Source organism: Solibacillus isronensis (genome assembly GCF_900168685.1).
Lineage (GTDB): Bacteria > Bacillota > Bacilli > Bacillales_A > Planococcaceae > Solibacillus > Solibacillus isronensis_A.
In genome coordinates this window covers 1,187,811-1,206,545 of sequence record NZ_FVZN01000014.1, presented here as the reverse complement: position 1 = coordinate 1,206,545, position 18,735 = coordinate 1,187,811, and the positions used below count along the sequence as shown (strand labels likewise).

Sequence of the window (18,735 nt, the reverse complement as noted above, 5' to 3'; positions counted from 1 at the left end):
TTCCCCATTCTACCTAAAACAAGAACTAACAATTTGTATCAGATTAAACATAGCAATAAGAAGAGAGACACAAATTCATATGTGAATTGTGTCTCCACTTCCCTGTTAAATATTCCATTCATACCAATAAACCCGCTACAATTCCCCTTTAAAAAGATCCGTACTGTGCGGTACATGTTTTTTGGCAGCCGGGTCAATATACAACCGTGCTGCACTGATGGCAACCGGCGCTTCACCGAATCCCGTCGCAATCAATTTCACTTTTCCGTCGTATGTTGTGACGTCCCCGACCGCATAGATTCCTTCGATATTGGTTTCCATTTTAGGATTTACGACAATAGAGTTTCTCTCAATTTCTAAACCCCATTCTTTAATTGGTCCTAAAGAGGATTTAAATCCATAGTTTACAATGATCTCGTCAATTTCAAGTGTTTCCTTTTCTCCTTCTGCATTGCGGATGACAATTTGGTTAATGCCATTTTCATCGCCAAACAACTCATCAGGCATATAAGGCGTTTTTATTTCAACACTTGAATTAAACAGATTTTCAACACTATGCTCATGCGCTCGGAACTGATCTCGTCTATGCACAAGTGTAACTTTCTTAGCAACTGGCTCAAGCATAAGCGACCAGTCAATAGCTGAATCCCCGCCACCGAAAATGACCACATTTTTACCTTTGAATTCACTTATATTGTGGATGAAGTAATGAAGGTTTTTACCCTCGTAGTAATCGGCTCCTTCAACTTCCAATTGTCTTGGCTGGAATGCACCAAGACCTGCTGTAATGATGATTGTTTTTGAATAATGTATTTCTTTGTTAGTTGTAAGCTTAAATGTTCCGTCTTCCAACTTATCAATAGCTCCAACGCTTTGACCAGTTACGATTGCCTGCTCAAAGGCTGACATTTGTTCTTTCAGATTATTGACAAGTTCCTGTGCGCGGATTTTTGGAAATCCTGCGATATCATAAATATATTTTTCCGGATAAAGTGCTGCAAGCTGCCCGCCTAATTGTGGCAGACTTTCAATTAACTTAACTTCAAGCTGGCGCATGCCTCCATAGAATGCCGTAAACATCCCTGCAGGACCTCCACCGATAATCGTGACATCATATACCTTTGAATCTTCATTCATATTATTGGCTCCAATCATTATAAGAAATTAGAGTGCTATTTTTATTAAACGATTTAACACTTCCATTGTACGTTTCCACAACAATTATTTTTAAAACAAATGCTTTATGACTATGTTGGAGTATTCTTATAAAATTTAAACTTCAATATTGATTGTTATCCTTGCGCATTTTCCGTCAAACTCATTAGCATTCTTTATTCAGAATAACGCTTGTTTTACAATTTCACACGCTGCAGTCTTAATGCATTTAATACAACCGAAACGGAACTGAATGCCATTGCTGCGCCTGCTACCCATGGAGCGAGGAAACCGAGTGCAGCAATCGGAATGCCGATGACATTATAGGCAAATGCCCAAAACAGGTTTTGTTTAATGTTCGTCATCGTTTTACGGCTCATTAAAATCGCATCGGCTATACTGTTCAAATCTCCGCGGATTAATGTAATGTCAGCCGCTTCCATCGCTACATCTGTACCCGTACCGATCGCCATCCCGATATCAGCTACCGCAAGTGCCGGTGCATCGTTAATCCCGTCACCAACCATTGCAACATTACGACCTTGTTGTTTCAAGTTTTCGATTTGCTGTGCCTTTTGTTCCGGCAGCACTTCTGCAATTACTTCATCAATGCCGACTTCTGCTGCAATCGCTTTGGCAGTACGCTCATTATCTCCTGTAAGCATAATGACTTTCAAACCAAGCGCGTGCAAACGTTTTACCGCTTCAGCAGATGTTTCTTTTACCGTATCCGCAACGGCAATAATCGCTGCAAATTCTTTGTTTATTGCAATAAGCATCGCAGTATTCCCTTGCTGTTCCAATGAAACCAGTTGCTGTTCGACTGATTCATCGATACTAATTTGTTGGTCTCTCATAAGCTTTCTCGTACCGACAGCAACTTCTGTATTATCTACTTGTGCTTCAATGCCTAGTCCAGGAAGTGCCTGGAAGCTAGAAACAGCCGAAAGCTCAATCCCGCGCTCTAATACACCTTCAACAATTGCTTCTGCCAATGGATGCTCGGATTGTTTTTCTGCTGATGCAACAATGCGGAGTACATCATTTTGATCAAAATTATTGAACAGTACAACATCTGTCAGCAACGGCTTCCCGTTTGTAACGGTTCCTGTTTTATCAACTACAATCGTATCGACAAAACCTGTCTGTTCAAGATGTTCGCCGCCTTTAAATAATATGCCAAGCTGTGCGGCACGTCCTGAACCGGCCATAATCGAGGTTGGTGTCGCCAAGCCGAGCGCACATGGGCATGCGATAACAAGTACTGCAATCGTCGCTTCAAATGCCTGGATAAATTCTCCGTCAATCAGCCACCATAATATGAATGTTACAACGGCAATCCCTACAACAATCGGCACAAAAATATTGGAAATTTTATCGGCAAGACGCTGAATCGGTGCTTTAGAACCTTGAGCCGACTCGACGATTTTAATGATTTGTGATAATGCTGTTTCACTGCCAACCTTTAATGCCTTCATTTCCAGTGCACCATTTTTGTTCAGTGTTGCACCATAAACGAAATCTCCGACGCTTTTTTCCACCGGCAAACTTTCGCCTGTCAGCATCGATTCATCCACAGCTGAAGTTCCGGAAACGACTTCCCCATCGACAGGAATTTTTTCACCTGGCTTCACTCGGACAATATCATTAATGCGTACTTCTTCAAGCGGTACAGATTGCTCGATGCCATCACGGATTACTAGTGCTGATTTCGCCTGCATCCCCATCAACTGCTTGATTGCCTGAGATGATTTACCTTTTGCACGTGCTTCAAACAGCTTTCCTAATAAAATCAGTGTAATAAGCACCGCGCTCGTTTCAAAATACAGGTGCGGCATATGACCGCTAGGATGGGCAAGCATTTGATAAATACTGTAAAAATAGGCCGCACTCGTTCCCATCACGACGAGCACATCCATATTTGCAGCACCACTGCGCAATGATTTATATGCTCCCACGTAGAATTGCCAGCCAATAATAAATTGAACAGGTGTTGCTAATACTAACTGTACCCAAGGATTCATAAGAATGTCAGGTACATATAAAAAGCTCGTAAATGAAAAATGGGCAACCATCGTCCATAATAGCGGCAATGATAAAATGGCCGCCGAGATAAATTTAATCGTTTGCCTTTGAATTACTTTCTCCCGATGATCAACAGGATTACCTTCAACGACTGGTTGAGCACCATAACCGATCTTTTCAATCCGCGCAATAATATCGGAAACCGAAACTTGTGATGGGTTAAATTCGATCGTCGCTTTTTCCAACGCCAAGTTCACATTTGCCGAAGCAATCCCGTCCATTTTTCCGAGCACCTTTTCGATTCTTGCCGAACACGCCGCGCACGTCATTCCATCGATTGTGAAATCCGCTTTCTCTTTGACAACATCATAGCCAAGTGCCTGAATCTTTTGCTCAATATCCTGTGCTTTAATAACCGTTTCATCATATTGAATCGCTGCTTTTTCAACCGCTAGATTGACGTTCGCCGATTCGACCCCTTCCATACGATTCAGCCCTTTCTCAATCCTTGCCGAACATGCCGCACACGTCATACCTGTTACTTGCAATGTCAGTTCTTTCGTCATATTCTCACCTCTTCATACCTCAAGGGGGTATAAAATTTTGTAAAAAGAGAGGTTCTCTATAGTAGAGAACCTGAATCAATACCACAATACTTAAACAACGTCATAACCTTGTTCATCAATCGTTTCTTTGATCTGCTCAACAGTAACAGTATCTTCGTTATACGCAACCGATACCTTTTTCTCAGCAAGATCCACTTTTACTTCCTGTACACCAGCTAATGCGCCAACACTAGTTTCTACAGATTTCACACAATGACCGCAAGACATACCATTAACATTTAACGTTACATTTACCATACTTGAACACTCCTTATTTTTTCATCATTTTTTGAATAGTTACGACGAGCTCGTCCAAAACTTCTGTATCTCCTTCATTTAGACGATCTACGACACAGCCCTTTAAATGACCTTCAAGCAAAATTTTTGCGACACTGTTTAAAGCCGATTGTGTTGCCGATAATTGTGTAATGATATCATCACAATACACGTCTTTATCAATCATGCCTTTAATTCCGCGAATTTGCCCTTCGATTCGATTTAATCTCGTCGTTAAATCTTTTTTTATCGGTTCAGGATGATGACTTTTACGACAGCTTTCTTCATGTGTTTCCAATAGACTATCGTTTTCATGAATCATTCGATCAATCCCCCTTACTTGATTTCAGATTATCATACCTATAAGGGGTATGTAAAGCATAAAGAAAAAACGTTGTAGTTCTCTAAAAGAACCCCCAACGTTTTATTTTTCAAACACACCATAATGAAACTTGGCTGTTATTCGTACATCACGCTGAAACTGGTATTTTTCAAACCAGTCCGATTTATAGTGTGCCTTTAACACGACGCGCTTTTTCGCTACACGTTTTGCTTCAGCCACCCATTCATCAGTCAATGTCAGGTGCTTTCCGGCATAGCGCAGCGCTTCAAAATTCGTTGATTCTTCAATGACTTCCTCGAACATCGGATCCATGTAGACGACATCAAAGCTGTCATTTTCTTGATTCTTTAAATATTCCAGAGCCGTGGAATAAACCACTTCGATATTTCGCATGCACGCAGTTAAAGGAAGTTCTGTCGTATCATAATTTTGCATCCCTGTTTTTACAATAAACGACACATTTTTATCCGCTTCTACACCGATCACTTTACCTTTTTCACCTACAACATAAGCAGCCAATAAGCTGTCAGCACCGATCCCAAGGGTACAATCCAAAAATGTATCCCCTTTATGCAGTGCACAAGCAGTAAGCAATGGTTCGACTTCACCGCGAGCGACACGTTTCAGACGAAATGCGGCAGAGTTTGGATGAAAAAAGAAAGGCGCCTCGGCACCTTTCGCATAGTATTCAAAACGATTTTTTCCCGCAACAATGACATTGGCATCGTACACTTCGGAAAGCTTACGAACCGAACGTTTTTGGCGCGGAACAATTTTTGCCTGCAGCTCCTTACTAGCAAATTCAACTAACTGAAGCGATTGCTCGTCCGGTCTGCCTGCAGTTGTGACAATCGTTACTCGGCACATACTTGTTTTAACACATCTGATAAATGATCACGGATTTGTTCCATTGGATGACCTTCGATTTGATCACGTGGAATGAAGTAAGCTAATTGACCATCTTTTAAAATCGCCATTGATGGTGAGCTTGGCGGCACTTCATCAAAGTATCCGCGCATTGCTGCAGTCGCTTCCGGGTCTTGACCAGCAAATACTGTTACTAGCTGATCCGGTTTCACATCTGCTACTGCTTCACGAGCAGCAGGACGTGCTAGACCTGCCGCACAACCACAAACTGAATTGATTACGACTAAAGCTGTTCCCTTTGTTTCAGCCATAAATTCGTGTACACTATCTGCCGTTGTTAATTGCGTAAAGCCTGCGCTCTCAAGTTCTGTACGCATTGGCTGTGTTACTTGACGCATATATTCATCATAAGCATTTGTCATTTTTCATAACCTCTTTCTGTTTATATGTATTCACAACGCTCATTATATCAATGAAATTACGAGTTGTACAAAAATTGGATTTCTACTATTTTCGAATGGTCTTCTACTCACAAAATCCGAATGAATAATCATACATTTTAAGTTTAGTCAAATATAAAGTATTTCATTTATGTATATAATTTTTATATTTTACAAATTATTGAATTATGCTTTTTTAGCATGTTTCGACATATATCTCTTCCGAAATAAGATAGGATGAAACAGTTGTCATTTTATTTTAACAAAAGTTTAAACCTACCAACTACTACTGAAGGGAAATTTATCAATGAAATTTTTACTATTAAAAAAGCTACTAAAACTACGAATTGAGACAAAAAGAAAACTAATGTACAAAAAAGCAAATGATTTAGGATTCACTCATCCGGAAGTCGTGAATTGCAGTCAGGAACTGGATGAATTACTTAATAAGTATTCGGATATTGCCGCTTAATTAAAATGAAGGATTACATAATGTTTCGCTTCTAATTGAATTTGAGTTAATATCGATTTATTGCATATAGTTCATTGAATACCAATGAACTATGTGCCTGTTTTGTGAAATCCCTTTTTCTAACACTACAATCTCCCTTTTATAAATAATATAAATATCCCTCTCCCCAATAGAAAACCTTTTCAGCAATATTATAATAAACGTTTTTCAAAGTTACTGATTTTGTATATCCTATGAAGGCTTATCAAAATTAAATCGGGGTATACTCACCGTAAATGATAATTTATTTATCATTTTTTTATTGCAGTTAGGGGGAATATAATTGGATATCTCTTTGTTACTCGAGTATGGGTGGGTATTATTATTGTTAATCGGCTTGGAAGGATTGCTTGCTGCAGATAATGCCCTCGTCTTAGCCATAATGGTTAAACATTTACCTGAAAAAGAACGGCGAAAGGCTCTATTTTATGGTCTAGCAGGTGCCTTCATTTTCCGTTTCGCTTCTTTATTTATCATAACGTTTCTTGTAGATGTATGGCAGGTCCAGGCTATTGGTGCTCTATATCTATTATTTATAGCGATCAATCACATTATAAGGAAACTATACTTTAAAAATAAAGGACCAAAAAAGGAAAAAGAACAGAAAAAATCTGGTTTTTGGGGTACTGTAATTAAGGTCGAATTGGCGGATATAGCATTTGCGGTTGATTCAATCTTAGCAGCAGTAGCTCTTGCAATGACGCTGCCTAATACGGATTTACCACAGATTGGCGGCATGGACGGCGGAAAATTCCTTGTCATATTTGCAGGGGGATTAATCGGATTAATCATTATGAGGTTTGCTGCAAACTTCTTTGTGAAACTACTTGAATCTAAACCAGGACTAGAAATTGCAGCATTTGTAATTGTCGGATGGGTTGGTGTCAAACTTGCGGTATTAACTTTAAGTCATCCGGATGTAGGTGTCATTTCTTATGAGTTTGCCCATTCCCTTGAGTGGAAACTAATATTTTATGGAGTGTTAATTGCAATCGCAATCGCTGGTTGGTTTTTATCAAATGGCTCAACAAAATCTTCTAAAGAATAACTTCACAAGAATAGCTGCAACCCACACTTATTTCTGTGCAAAAAAATAACCCTCCACAAATTAAAAGTGGAGGGCTTTATTTATTTTGTTTTAACATAATCCGAAATTCCCTTTCTTTTTATATACATACATTTTAATTTGTTTAATCTAGGTTTACTCTTCACAATATTTTCAAAAAAGTTTGTTGCCCCCATTTTTTTTAAAGCTTGCATCACTTATTCACCTCCTATTCTTAATATAACACAAATAGTCAGAAAATTCCACAAAATTATCAAATAAATGATAATACTTTTATATATTCGATAATGTTATATATATATTCTATGCTTCTAACCCTCTTGCTTTTTTATTTACCGGATGTACGGCTAAAATATTATCTACAATAAAATTTCGTTTTGCATGACGGGAAAAACAATATGCTTGCACATGTTCTCCGGAAATTTTAATTAGCTTTATTCGACGCTTTGTTATTGACTGATCTTTGGCGATGTACATAATATCCAAAATTTGATTCTGTTGCATCGCTTTAATTAATTGTTCCCTCATTCATTACACCTCTCTCTCCATTTATTATAGAACAAGTGTTCTGTATTTACAATTATCAAAAATACCCAATTAATGAAAGTTCACTGCCACCTATTTAATTAAAAAAAACAAAAAAAGATCGTATGTATGGAATTCACAATTTCTTTCCATGCTGATTAATTATTGTTTGCCACGATTTTGTTCGGGAATAGGAACAATACTTTACTTCAATTTTTAGGAGGGGGAATATTGGAAAAGTTTGATGTCATTGTTGTAGGTTCTGGCCTGGCTGGTTTAACGGCTGCCCTTGAACTAAGTGAAAAAGGAAAATCTTTAATTGTTTTGGAAATGAATCATGTAATTGGGGGAAGGACATCTTCATGGGATGAAGATGGGATGTTAGTCGAATCCGGTTTACATCGACATATTGGCTATTACAAGGCTTTACCAAAAGTACTGAAAAAAGCTGGCGTTGATGTTGATGACATCGTCCAGTGGGAAGAACAAATCGATATCCGTATAAAAGGAAGCAAGGAAAACAAATCATTTGGAATTTCTCCGGTTTTCGGTCCGATAGAAACGTTAAAAGGGATTATCGGCAATAATGATATTCTGCCGCCTGGGGATAAACTTGCACTAGTGCCCTTTTTCACAGATGGATTTTTACAATATACTCAAAATCCAGAAGAATTGGACCAATACAGTTTGAGGGAATTCGCAGAAAAGCACAATATTAGTGAAGAGGCATTGCATAATCTTCTTATCCCTTTGAGTACAGGCGTATTTTTCCTGCCTCCTGAAAGATACTCTGCAAAAGTATTTTTCGGTCTTTTCCTTCCCGGAGTGAGCCGGTTTTATAAGTTGAGAATCGGTTCATATCTTGGAGGGATGACAGAGGTTTTGGCTAATCCGCTTGCACATCATATTACTAAGAACAACGGCGTTATCCGTACAAATTCACCTGTGAAAAACTTGGTCATGGATCAGGATACGGTTACAGGAGTGCAATTGGAAGACGGCCAGGAGTTAATGGCAAAACATGTCGTTATTGCTGCAAATCTAGGCGGGGCCAAAAAGATATTGAAGAGCCATTTTCAAAACAATCCGTTCTTCGAAAATATTTTCCGTTTACCGACAATGCCTGCTGTCACTATTCAAATGGAGTTTGAACAGCCCGTACTTCCCGTCGATCGTACAACATTTGGTCCCCTTACTTCACTTGCCAGCTTTGCCGAGCAGTCCAGAACTACGTTTAAACACGTACCGGGCAGAATGTCGATTATTTTGACACCACCAGAAAAGTTCCTCAACATGGACCATAAACTAATTTTGGAACAGGTGCAGAAAGACGGCAAAGAATTAGGGCTGGATCTGGAAACAGGTTTGACTAATTACCGCGTAATCAGCCATCCTGAAGATTTTCACAGCTTAGAACCGAATTATGATCATTTACGTCCTGATCAACAAACGCCCATTAAAGGACTTGTTCTAGCTGGTGATTATACACGTCAACCATTTTTCGCAACGATGGAAGGAGCTGTTACTTCAGGTGAGAATGCAGCCCGACTTATTTTAGAAGAATAATTTTTCTCTCTTTAATCCCTCTTTTTTGAGGGATTTTTTTATTCCAAAATAGATTAACCTGTCGAAACACTCACTGTAATAACATAATGCTCTTTATTATGTTAAAATATTAAAATTCGAACATGAGAAGGCAGGTCCACCGATGAATATTTACCCTTATCAAAAGAAATATGCAGTGCAAATTGCGGCACTGCTCAATGATTTTTTACCATTTGAATTAGAAACGACCGATACAGTCGATCAGGCTGGAGGCATTCGTTATGTAGCCGTTAATGAGCTAGATGAAGTTGTCGGTTATATTGCGGGTTATGAAATAAAGGATTTCAACAAGGAGTTCCCCTACTTTCATGAAGAGCTGCAATCGCTAAAGGAACTGGCCGCATCGGGCATCAGTTATTATACAAGTCATTTTGTCGTCCATCCAAACGAGCGGAAAAAAGGAATAGGAACAAAACTAGTACGTGCTTACCTCGAAGCCGCACAGCCGATTGCAAAAACAATCGTTACGGTTGGATGGGTACAATCCGATACAAACCGCTGGGCAGCTGAGCGACAATTTACAGCACAGGGTTTTGAACCATTTATTTATATGCCGCGCTATTTCGAGCCCTATCAAGTCGATTGCCCAAGCTGCAAAGCTATTTGTTATTGCGATGCACATATTTTTGTGAAATAAGCGTTGTCTCAAAAAATTGTACCAATAGAAAAAGCAGAAAGGTTGATTTAACAACATTCCTGCTTTTTTCGACTTTTATTTAAGGAGCTTATTTTATTAATTCTTCAATTAAGTTAAAAGATTGTCTATCTTGTACAGTATTTATTTGCTATTTTTTTATCCATAGCGATTATCTCTAAAATAATGTTTTGAGTATTTTCAACCAACCAAAATACAAGATCTTCAGCAGAAGTCTCGTTAGCATAAGTACAATACTTTACATTCTTTCATCACGCGGGAGGAATGACACGATTAACTAGCAGTATAAAGAAAAGCAATCCTATGCCAAAGAAAACAAGGGAAGCGAAAAACGCAGGTCCTCTTTTAAAAACAAAGTTCTCTCTTTCTTGAATAATTCCTGTTATGCCAGCATTTCTCGCCGTAAAGAAGTCCGAAAAAGGTCCTCCTCCACTTGTTAATAAAAAAAGCAATCCGCTAAATACTGCACCTAAAATTCCCATTATCTCAATAAATCGAACTGAGAACGTAATTGCAACAATAAAGGTAATTACTGCCTCGATACATAAGGTAAGAAAAAATAGCAAACTATTCTTTTTGTTCATAATTCTTCAACTTCCCTTGTTAATACTTTTAATTTTGAAGTAAATTCATTTTACATAAATATTCCTAATCGATCTAATTTTACCATATAAATCAAAAACTAGTACCTTTGTATTTAATGTTTTGGATACGTTATTCGTTCTTGTTGAAATTAAGAATTGTTATAACTTGTTATGTTAAATTGGAATATTTTAGTTTCAAAATTATATTTTTTAATATGCCATTGTTTTTTTAAAAGAATTAAAAGTTCTTGCCTAAACTACCTTGCGACGTTTGGTAACCAAATTAAAGTAAAAAGCAGCCAAGACTTTGTAATAGTCTTAGCTGCCGATCATTTGGGAACATATATGCAGACTTTTAAAATCCTTGTTGTACTAAAGCACCGGTAATTGTAGAAATAAATTAAAAGAACATATTTCCGCATCAATAGAGCAAAATAATCTTGAGGTGTTTCTATGGTAACTCCCAAAAGAAGAATTATTTTATTTATTATTTGTGTAGTGATTTTTAATATAAGTATTGCTCCACTTTATTATGCAGAAGAACCAGATGAAACTAAACGATTAGAGAAAAAAATTGAAGAACTTAAAATACAATTAAAAGAAGCGGAAAATCGGCTTCAGAAACTTGAACCTTCCAAACCCGAAATTATTTCTGACCCTCCTTGGAAAGAGCAACCTTTCCCATCAAATATGGTCCAAATTTCAGAAGTGATTAAAAATGGAACTAAAATTTCATTTGATGTAATAGTAAATAAACCAGAATATAAAAGACCTGCTTATGAGGAACACTGGTATAGCACGACCGGAAGATGGAGTTATATTCCTAGTAGAATTCATTATGCCCTACACCGATTATTTACTAATTATGATATTGGACTCTCTGGTTGGTATGATTTCGAACACAACATGGGATTATCTATTCCAATGTTTCAAAATGAAAATGATCTGGATCTATATATCGTCGCATTTCAGACCGAAATTACAGATGTTTATACACTAGGAAATCAGGTCGTTGTTGTCGGTCACCCAAAAAGAACTGGTGTTCAGGCAATTACAATTAAAACAAGGGCAATAAATCCATCTAATAAAGAAGAACCTTTGCTTGTTCAATTAACAACTCAATCAGGCGATGAAATTGATTATTCATTAATTTCTTATATGCCTCCTGATTTTTGGTCAAAGAAAAAAGAAATATTAAATGAGCGTAAACGTTAAAAAGACTAAAAACTCTTGCATGAAGAGTTTTTAGTCTTTTTTAGTATTAGTAAGAGTTATTACAACCTGTTGTAAATTGTTTTTTACTTTTGTCTTTTTTTGTAGCATATTTATACGTTAACCGGACCTTTATTAATGTTCGTTAATGACTCATTCACTGCAAAAATTTTGCTGTTGATCGCTGTAATACCAAAACCATTTAGACGCTTTGAATGCATATCCAAGTAAGCTGCAGCAGTTTCCTTTGTTTCAAATAAGTAAATACCACCCGCTTCGCCAGCTTCCGCATCCTCTGTCCAAATTTTCCAAAGCATGCCTTCTTCTTCGTTAATACTTTCTGCCAACCCTTTAAACCCGGCAGTCATTTCTTCGCCGAATGGACCATCCATTTTAAAATCTACTTGTAAAATATATGCCATTAGAGTGCCTCCTTTTTTCTAAACACTTACACTTACTTCTTTTATCCTCCTGCAAAATCCTTCTTTCATTCGTTATTCCTGTACCTCACAATGCATCGCGTCTTTAGCTTCATGCCAGGGCACACTATAACCCTTCCCCTTTGCACAAAAAATGCTGGAAGATGAATATTCCGAATCAGCGTTTTTATTGTAGCCAATTTGTTCTATGATTTCATCGCTATTATGGCATACATCATAACCATCAAATTGCAGTGTTAACGCCCCTTTTCCATTTGTATAAGCGGAAAATTGAGCAGCATAATCCATAAAAGTTGCTACAGGTGCACGTCCGTGTAATGTCACGGTATCTTCGGTTAAAATCGGTGCTGCAAATGTCCCGCTTGCCTGTTGGATATCCGACATCATCCGGCCAATATGGTCGTTTGACGCTTTCATCTTAAATTGGTAATAAGGCTCCAACAGTACATTTTCTACTTGTTCTAGCCCTTGTCGCAATGCTCTAAACGATGCTTCACGGAAATCTCCGCCTTCTGTGTGCTTAATATGTGCACGTCCAGTTAGTAACGTAAAATGAATATCAGTTACCGGAAAACCTGTAAGTAATCCGTGATGATCCCGTTCAAATAGATGCTTTTCTATTAACCGCTGATGCCCGACAGATAAGTCATCGGCATGACACTGGTTCGAGAATGTGTTGCCTGCTCCGCGCGTGTTTGGTTCCATTTTCAGATGCACTTCTGCATAATGCTTTAACGGTTCAAAGTGGCCATAGCCGACTGTAGGCGCAGCAATCGTTTCTTTATATAGAATTTGCGGCTTGCCGAAGTGCACGTCAATTCCGAAGCGGTCCTTCACCAGTTCGGTTAATACTTCGAGCTGAATCGCCCCCATAACATGAACCGAAATTTCCTGGAATTTCTCATTCCATATGACCCGTAAACTCGGTTCCTCCGCTTCAATTTCACGGAAAATCCGGTGAAGTTCTTTAATATGTAGCGAACCTTCATACATCACTTTTGCCTGCAATGTTGGAATCATTTCAAATTGCGCAGTATTTGTTTTCGTAGCCCCAATTACATTACCGATAATCGGCGTCGCCAGTCCCTTCACCGCAAAAATATCACCCGCCTGCACTTGTTGAACCATCGTAAAACTACTGCCGTTGTATAGCCGGATTTCCGTTACCTTTTCTGTCGTTTCACCGAATGTAAATTCATCACGTACTTTTAAAACGCCCGATAATGCTTTCATAAATGTGAGACGCTGCTGATTGTCATGACGAATTTTATAGATCTTACCTTCAAATGGTCCGTTCACATCAAATGTTGTTTCAGTCAGTTTTGTAATCGTTTCAAAAAAATCCAGTACCCCCTCATCTTTTAAAGCAGATCCCGACATACAAATAAATGCCTGTTCCTTCTGAATCATCTGCTTTAGCTTTGCGGTACAATCATTCTCCGTTAATTCGTCTGCAAAGTATTTTTCCATCAGTTGCTCGTCACGTTCCGCAAGCCACTCTTTTACAAAAGTATCAATTCCATTATTAAACAGTAAGGCATTTGGGGATAAGTCTTTTTTAATCACAGCCATTACTGCATCAACATCTGCTCCTTCACGGTCCACCTTATTTAAGAAGATAAATGTCGGAACATGGTGCTCCCGCAGCAAATGCCAAACCGTTTCCGTATGCCCTTCAATTCCATCGACCGCACTGATAATGACAATGGCAGCATCCATCACATGAATCGCACGCTCCATTTCCGGTGCGAAATCGATATGACCTGGTGTATCGATCAGGGTATACACTTTCCCGTTGTAGTCAATCCGCCCCTGCTCAGCAAAAATCGTAATCCCGCGCTGCCGTTCAATGGCATGATTATCTAAATATGCATCTTGGTGATCGACCCGTCCGCGCTTTTTAATCGCATTTGTATGATAAAGCAATTGTTCGCAAAATGTTGTTTTCCCAGAATCAACATGAGCGACTATCCCGATTGTAGTATGCAATAGTATTCCTCTTTCTTTTTCATGATTTTTGAATCACTGTACGTTATTCTAGTGAAAGAAAATAATTTCTCATTTCCTCTGGCAGTTCTTCTATATTAATAATCTCCAATTTTGTAGTACCAGGAGTTGTTTGGATCAAGAAACTTTTCTCATCAAACTCCAGTATTGTAAACTGTTCCACCATATTCAGACTAAATTCTTTCTGTATGTATTCAACAATCTCGGCATCGAACTTTTTTTCCTCCATAAATAGCGATGCCGGATTTTCAGAATTTCTTAAAGTTTGCATCAGTTCCAAAGAATTGGAAGGGTTCGTTAACAACCGCTCAAATATTGGGATTGATACAATAATTAATAAAGCAATGACTGCAACTGCTTTTTTCATATAATACCTCCAGTAGGTGTATAGCTCGCAAGTACTTACATTTTAACAGAAGATGGATGATTTTGATTCAATCATAGAAAAAAGCCACTCTCCTAGTACTTCGAGTAAAAGGAGAGTGGCTTGTATATCGTTTATCCATTAAAAATGGAAATCATCTTCACAAATAATCAGCTCTTTCGGGTCATACGGTTCAATATGGACAAGTGTTGTCGCATAAGGATTTAAATGTTTCACTTCATTTTCAATTTGTTCTGTAATGGCATGTGAATCACGGACATTTAGATTAGGATTTACACTCACCGTAATATCGACAAGAATTAAGCTGCCGTGCTGTCTGCCACGTACATCGGTAACATCGCGGACACGCGGGATTTTCGAAACACGTTGTTCAATCGAACTGATCAATTCCGTATCAAATCCGTCCGTTAACGAGAACACCGCTTCTTTAAAGATTTCGATTGCTGTTTTAATAATAATTAAACCGATAATAAAGGCGGTAATCGTATCGACGATCGGGAAACCTAATATCGCTGCTGTAATACCGATTGCTGTCCCGATACTGACAAAAGCATCAGAGCGGTTGTCATAGGCTGCCGCTTTAACAGCAGAACTGTTAATTCTTTTTGAGAGGTTTAGATTATATTTATATACTGCAAACATGACTGCTGCACTAAAAACAGCAACAATAATTGTTAAAATGGAAGGATCCTGATCGATCGGATTAGCGATTTTCTCACCTGCCGATATAAGTACTTCGATACCGACATAAATCATTATAAATGATGCAACAAGTGAAGCGATCGTTTCTGCACGAAAATGTCCGTATCGATGGTCATCATCAGGCGGGCGCTGGGAAATTCTGAGTCCGATCAAAACGGCTACTGAAGCAATAATATCCGTTGTATTGTTTAATCCATCAGCCTTTAATGCTTCTGAATCTCCTAAATAGCCTGCTGCTAACTTAAGTGCGCTTAAAAATATGTAGGCAATAATCGATAAATAGGCACCTTTTTCGCCAGCTCGTAAATTTGTATATTGCTCCAAAATGTTTCCTCCCTGAAAAACTTCTTTAAACACGAAAGAGGTTACCTCGCACAAAATCGAACGGGATAACCTCTTTTACATATCGTTAATTATAGTATACCAAAAAGTCGGGGGAAAACATACATTCAAGAAAAATATTATATAATTATAACTTTATGCTCACTCTAAACGACACCTGTCAATTATCATAGTTTTCGGTTTTGTCTGATGTAACGGCATATATGTGAATAATTTGGCCCTCTTCCGACAGAACGATGCCATTCAATTGACCTGTAAAATAACAACCACCGTCTATTCCAATATATTTTTGATCTTTACTAATCCAAATATCATTGCAGCCATGAATATGTTGTAATGGTGTATGACCGAAAATATTGATATACGGTGTTTTATTTTCATTTTTATAATGCTGGCGAATCCATAAGAAATTTTCATCCTCCGTTTCATCAACAGTCGCAAAACTTGAATCAAATCCTGCATGTGTCAACAACAGATTCCCTGCGATTTCAAATAATTTGCCGTTATTTAAAAAATCCAATTCCTCCGCAAATTTCTCTTTAATGATCTGCGCTTGTTCAATAGGATCAAGTTCACTTACTTCAACCGGTAAATACTTTAAAAATGAAGCCATTGTTTCCCGACCACCGTATTTGTAATAAAATGCGTGTTTTTGCCCAGGATTATCGAGAAAATCCAACAGCATCATTTCATGGTTTCCTTTACAAAATATAACCTGTTCCCCATACTGCCGCTTTAATTCCATTACTTTTTGCACGACCTCATAAGACCGTGGACCCCGGTCAATCAAATCTCCGAGTAAAACAAGGCTATCCTTGGGATTCCAATACGTTAATAACTTTTCAAATGCTTTATACTGGCCGTGGATATCACTAATAATAAAGTAATTTTTCATATTGCACCTGCTTTTCTACAACCTATTTTACGCTACCTACCGCCATATACGGTTAACAACTGTTTGTTCATTACTAAACTCTATTTCAAAGACATCAGGATTCGACAGTTGCTTCCATTCGTCAAATCCAAAATGCGGTTGAAAATGATTGAGTAGTAATGACATTATATTGCCGTGCGTAACGATTACCACTGACATATGAGCACTTTGTTTTAATTCTTCTACAACTTCATTTATGCGTTTTGCCGCTTCATTACTTGATTCCCCGCCAGTAAATTTTAAATCCTTATTTACATACGTTTCTTTCAAATTTTCCAGCCAATCGGGAAGATCTTCACTACTTAATAACCGTTCACTTAACCGATGATCAATTTTGAAAGGAATATTATTTCTTCGGACAAATGGTTCTATTGTATGTAATGCTCTCGTAAATGGACTTGATATCACAAGTTCAATTGGGTACTGTTCCAAAAAATTTGCTAGCTGTTCACTTTCTTCTTTCCCAGCCATGGTTAAACACGCGTCCGGTGCTTGTCCTTCAGCTTCACAATGACGAATTACATACAGCTTCATAATTGAAATCTCCTTGCACTTCATTATAAGACTTACTACCACTACCTTATCTATAGCCTCTTACTCTTATACAGTATAAACTAATACATACAAATAATAGAAGACATGAGGTAACAAAAAATGGAAGATTGGATAAAAAATTTACCAAGCCCTGCAATTGAGCAGATTCTTGAAACTGCCTTTCAATGGTTTGTTGTGGTAGACAGAAATGCCAAAATTATTTATCTGAACGAAGATTACTGTAATTTTCTCGAAGTAAAACGTGAAGAAGCAATCGGAAAGCATGTTGCAGATGTCATTGAAAATACGGAAATGCATCTCGTCCTTCAAAAAGGAACACCCGATATTGCAGCACCTCAATATATTAAGGGAACCTATATGCTTGCCAATCGAGTCCCCATTATAATTGACGGTGAAATTATAGGCGCATTCGGAAGTGTAACGTTCCGCGATCTAAATGACTGGAAAAAACTAAGTTCTCACGTTCGAAAGACATTAGATCAAATTGAAACAAATATGAAACAATACCGCGAATCATTTTATAGCCTATCCGATATTAAAGGTACTTCCAACGCAATGCGAAAAATAAAAGAGACGATAAGGATGATTGCCCCAACAAAATTGCCTGTTTTAATCGAGGGTGAAACTGGGACAGGAAAGGAAATGTTTGCCCAGAGTATCCATAGATTATCCGATCAGGTAGATTATCCTTTCGTAAAGATAAATTGCTCCACTATACCGAAAGAGATGCTGGAAGGTGAATTATTTGGAAAGTGGGATTCTTCTACACAACGTTTAAAATCAGGAGGAATTCAAAGAGCACAAGGCGGTACCTTATTTATTGAAGAGATTAGCGAACTTCCAACAACTTTACAGGCAAAAATTTTAAAAGTCATGCAGGATGAAAAAGTTCAACCTGCTGGGACGGATGAAGAAATTCCCGTTGATATTCGCTTAATAGTAGGTTCAAATATATCACTTGCTGGACTGGTGAAAGAAAAACAATTTCGGGAAGATTTATTTTATCTTATACAAGCCATTACATTGCAAATTCCCCCTCTCCGTGATCGAATAGAGGATTTGCCTGAATTAATACACACTTTTATGCACCAGTTTAGTTCCGAAGTGAGCCGTCAGGATATGAAACTTAGCCGAAAAACATGGATGTTGCTACAACAGTACAATTGGCCAGGAAATGTACGGGAACTCCAAAATGTTTTACAAGCAATGATTCATTTATCAAATGGAGAACAAATTAATGAAGATGCATTGCCAATTTATATTCGACGACAAAAACCGGAATATACCCGACTTAATGGAACCTTAGAAGAAATCCTTTTTCAGGTGGAAGAACAAATTTTACAAGAATACCTCGAAAACGAGAAAGATAAAATGCGAATTGCCGAGAAGTTGGGTATAAGCCGATCAACACTTTACGAAAAAATAAAAAAACACAACTTATGACCTAAATTCCGATATTATGGATTAAATTCCGAAATATCGGATTTTTTTATTTTCTATT

At 37.9% G+C, this 18,735-nt stretch carries 21 protein-coding genes; 6 read left to right on the top strand and 15 right to left on the bottom strand.

The features are described 5' to 3' along the window. Window positions 1-135 precede the first annotated feature (135 nt). The 6 genes from B5473_RS14510 to B5473_RS14485 all read right to left on the bottom strand — a co-directional run bounded on the left by B5473_RS14510 (window position 136) and on the right by B5473_RS14485 (window position 5,693). On the bottom strand, window positions 136-1,137 hold the full coding sequence (locus tag B5473_RS14510) for an NAD(P)/FAD-dependent oxidoreductase (protein WP_079526370.1): 1,002 nt from the start codon (window positions 1,135-1,137) through the stop codon (window positions 136-138). Between the two features lie 215 nt (window positions 1,138-1,352). Next, window positions 1,353-3,746, bottom strand: a complete 2,394-nt coding sequence (locus B5473_RS14505; RefSeq protein ID WP_079526368.1) for a heavy metal translocating P-type ATPase — start codon at window positions 3,744-3,746, stop codon at window positions 1,353-1,355. A 90-nt stretch (window positions 3,747-3,836) separates the two neighbouring features. After that, the gene (gene copZ, locus B5473_RS14500; protein WP_079526366.1) at window positions 3,837-4,043 is read right to left on the bottom strand and encodes a copper chaperone CopZ; all 207 of its coding nucleotides are present in this window, start codon (window positions 4,041-4,043) and stop codon (window positions 3,837-3,839) included. A gap of 13 nt (window positions 4,044-4,056) precedes the next feature. Beyond that, window positions 4,057-4,383, bottom strand: coding sequence for a metal-sensitive transcriptional regulator (locus B5473_RS14495; protein ID WP_079526364.1), 327 nt, complete (start codon window positions 4,381-4,383; stop codon window positions 4,057-4,059). Window positions 4,384-4,485: 102 nt separating this feature from the next. Then, a complete protein-coding gene (locus B5473_RS14490) occupies window positions 4,486-5,271 on the bottom strand; it encodes a class I SAM-dependent methyltransferase (protein WP_079526362.1) in 786 nt (261 codons plus the stop codon). After that, a complete protein-coding gene (locus B5473_RS14485; protein ID WP_079526359.1) occupies window positions 5,259-5,693 on the bottom strand; it encodes a BrxA/BrxB family bacilliredoxin in 435 nt (144 codons plus the stop codon). The genes B5473_RS14490 and B5473_RS14485 overlap by 13 nt, the downstream gene beginning before the upstream one ends. 325 nt (window positions 5,694-6,018) lie before the next feature. Between B5473_RS14485 and B5473_RS14480 the strand changes: the two genes are divergently transcribed. After that, window positions 6,019-6,183 (top strand): aspartyl-phosphate phosphatase Spo0E family protein, encoded by a 165-nt coding sequence (locus B5473_RS14480; RefSeq protein WP_079526357.1) that lies wholly within the window; start codon window positions 6,019-6,021, stop codon window positions 6,181-6,183. A 322-nt stretch (window positions 6,184-6,505) separates the two neighbouring features. Continuing rightward, window positions 6,506-7,270, top strand: a complete 765-nt coding sequence (locus B5473_RS14475; protein WP_079526355.1) for a TerC family protein — start codon at window positions 6,506-6,508, stop codon at window positions 7,268-7,270. Window positions 7,271-7,350: 80 nt separating this feature from the next. Here the strand turns inward: B5473_RS14475 and B5473_RS21115 are convergent, their stop codons facing one another. Continuing rightward, the gene (locus tag B5473_RS21115; RefSeq protein WP_303047323.1) at window positions 7,351-7,485 is read right to left on the bottom strand and encodes a hypothetical protein; all 135 of its coding nucleotides are present in this window, start codon (window positions 7,483-7,485) and stop codon (window positions 7,351-7,353) included. Between the two features lie 106 nt (window positions 7,486-7,591). After that, complete coding sequence (locus B5473_RS14470) at window positions 7,592-7,816, bottom strand: transcriptional regulator (protein WP_079526353.1); 225 nt, start codon at window positions 7,814-7,816, stop codon at window positions 7,592-7,594. A 228-nt stretch (window positions 7,817-8,044) separates the two neighbouring features. Between B5473_RS14470 and B5473_RS14465 the strand changes: the two genes are divergently transcribed. After that, complete coding sequence (locus B5473_RS14465; RefSeq protein WP_254865328.1) at window positions 8,045-9,379, top strand: hydroxysqualene dehydroxylase; 1,335 nt, start codon at window positions 8,045-8,047, stop codon at window positions 9,377-9,379. A 142-nt stretch (window positions 9,380-9,521) separates the two neighbouring features. Continuing rightward, the gene (locus B5473_RS14460) at window positions 9,522-10,055 is read left to right on the top strand and encodes a GNAT family N-acetyltransferase (RefSeq protein ID WP_079526351.1); all 534 of its coding nucleotides are present in this window, start codon (window positions 9,522-9,524) and stop codon (window positions 10,053-10,055) included. Between the two features lie 269 nt (window positions 10,056-10,324). On the opposite strand, the gene B5473_RS14455 is transcribed toward B5473_RS14460, so the two are convergent. Next, on the bottom strand, window positions 10,325-10,657 hold the full coding sequence (locus tag B5473_RS14455; protein WP_079526349.1) for a hypothetical protein: 333 nt from the start codon (window positions 10,655-10,657) through the stop codon (window positions 10,325-10,327). A 453-nt stretch (window positions 10,658-11,110) separates the two neighbouring features. Between B5473_RS14455 and B5473_RS14450 the strand changes: the two genes are divergently transcribed. Then, window positions 11,111-11,872, top strand: coding sequence for a hypothetical protein (locus tag B5473_RS14450; protein ID WP_079526347.1), 762 nt, complete (start codon window positions 11,111-11,113; stop codon window positions 11,870-11,872). Between the two features lie 110 nt (window positions 11,873-11,982). Here B5473_RS14450 and B5473_RS14445 read toward each other — a convergent pair whose 3' ends face one another. The 6 genes from B5473_RS14445 to B5473_RS14420 all read right to left on the bottom strand — a co-directional run bounded on the left by B5473_RS14445 (window position 11,983) and on the right by B5473_RS14420 (window position 17,213). Further along, window positions 11,983-12,291 (bottom strand): monooxygenase, encoded by a 309-nt coding sequence (locus tag B5473_RS14445; RefSeq protein ID WP_079526345.1) that lies wholly within the window; start codon window positions 12,289-12,291, stop codon window positions 11,983-11,985. Between the two features lie 72 nt (window positions 12,292-12,363). After that, complete coding sequence (locus B5473_RS14440) at window positions 12,364-14,298, bottom strand: GTP-binding protein (protein ID WP_079526343.1); 1,935 nt, start codon at window positions 14,296-14,298, stop codon at window positions 12,364-12,366. Between the two features lie 43 nt (window positions 14,299-14,341). Beyond that, window positions 14,342-14,683 carry a hypothetical protein gene (locus B5473_RS14435; RefSeq protein WP_079526341.1) on the bottom strand — a complete coding sequence of 114 codons (342 nt, stop codon included), beginning with the start codon at window positions 14,681-14,683 and terminating at the stop codon, window positions 14,342-14,344. Between the two features lie 138 nt (window positions 14,684-14,821). Next, on the bottom strand, window positions 14,822-15,727 hold the full coding sequence (locus B5473_RS14430) for a cation diffusion facilitator family transporter (RefSeq protein WP_079526339.1): 906 nt from the start codon (window positions 15,725-15,727) through the stop codon (window positions 14,822-14,824). Between the two features lie 178 nt (window positions 15,728-15,905). Beyond that, the gene (locus B5473_RS14425; RefSeq protein WP_079526337.1) at window positions 15,906-16,640 is read right to left on the bottom strand and encodes a metallophosphoesterase family protein; all 735 of its coding nucleotides are present in this window, start codon (window positions 16,638-16,640) and stop codon (window positions 15,906-15,908) included. 36 nt (window positions 16,641-16,676) lie between these two features. Then, a complete protein-coding gene (locus tag B5473_RS14420; protein ID WP_079526335.1) occupies window positions 16,677-17,213 on the bottom strand; it encodes a histidine phosphatase family protein in 537 nt (178 codons plus the stop codon). A gap of 120 nt (window positions 17,214-17,333) precedes the next feature. On the opposite strand from B5473_RS14420, the gene B5473_RS14415 reads away from it, so the two are divergent. After that, window positions 17,334-18,677 (top strand): sigma-54 interaction domain-containing protein, encoded by a 1,344-nt coding sequence (locus tag B5473_RS14415; RefSeq protein WP_079526333.1) that lies wholly within the window; start codon window positions 17,334-17,336, stop codon window positions 18,675-18,677. Window positions 18,678-18,735: the final 58 nt, after the last annotated feature.

Bases quoted from the DNA above. Each gene is read 5' to 3' on its own strand.
- B5473_RS14480 (WP_079526357.1), top strand. From the start codon at position 6,019: ATGAAATTTTTACTATTAAAAAAGCTACTAAAACTACGAATTGAGACA.
- B5473_RS14470 (WP_079526353.1), bottom strand. From the start codon at position 7,816: ATGAGGGAACAATTAATTAAAGCGATGCAACAGAATCAAATTTTGGAT.
- B5473_RS14420 (WP_079526335.1), bottom strand. From the start codon at position 17,213: ATGAAGCTGTATGTAATTCGTCATTGTGAAGCTGAAGGACAAGCACCG.
- B5473_RS14435 (WP_079526341.1), bottom strand. From the start codon at position 14,683: ATGAAAAAAGCAGTTGCAGTCATTGCTTTATTAATTATTGTATCAATC.
- B5473_RS14445 (WP_079526345.1), bottom strand. From the start codon at position 12,291: ATGGCATATATTTTACAAGTAGATTTTAAAATGGATGGTCCATTCGGC.
- B5473_RS14460 (WP_079526351.1), top strand. From the start codon at position 9,522: ATGAATATTTACCCTTATCAAAAGAAATATGCAGTGCAAATTGCGGCA.
- B5473_RS14490 (WP_079526362.1), bottom strand. From the start codon at position 5,271: ATGTGCCGAGTAACGATTGTCACAACTGCAGGCAGACCGGACGAGCAA.
- B5473_RS14455 (WP_079526349.1), bottom strand. From the start codon at position 10,657: ATGAACAAAAAGAATAGTTTGCTATTTTTTCTTACCTTATGTATCGAG.
- B5473_RS14450 (WP_079526347.1), top strand. From the start codon at position 11,111: ATGGTAACTCCCAAAAGAAGAATTATTTTATTTATTATTTGTGTAGTG.
- B5473_RS14485 (WP_079526359.1), bottom strand. From the start codon at position 5,693: ATGACAAATGCTTATGATGAATATATGCGTCAAGTAACACAGCCAATG.
- B5473_RS14415 (WP_079526333.1), top strand. From the start codon at position 17,334: ATGGAAGATTGGATAAAAAATTTACCAAGCCCTGCAATTGAGCAGATT.
- copZ (WP_079526366.1), bottom strand. From the start codon at position 4,043: ATGGTAAATGTAACGTTAAATGTTAATGGTATGTCTTGCGGTCATTGT.
- B5473_RS14510 (WP_079526370.1), bottom strand. From the start codon at position 1,137: ATGAATGAAGATTCAAAGGTATATGATGTCACGATTATCGGTGGAGGT.
- B5473_RS14505 (WP_079526368.1), bottom strand. From the start codon at position 3,746: ATGACGAAAGAACTGACATTGCAAGTAACAGGTATGACGTGTGCGGCA.
- B5473_RS14495 (WP_079526364.1), bottom strand. From the start codon at position 4,383: ATGATTCATGAAAACGATAGTCTATTGGAAACACATGAAGAAAGCTGT.
- B5473_RS14425 (WP_079526337.1), bottom strand. From the start codon at position 16,640: ATGAAAAATTACTTTATTATTAGTGATATCCACGGCCAGTATAAAGCA.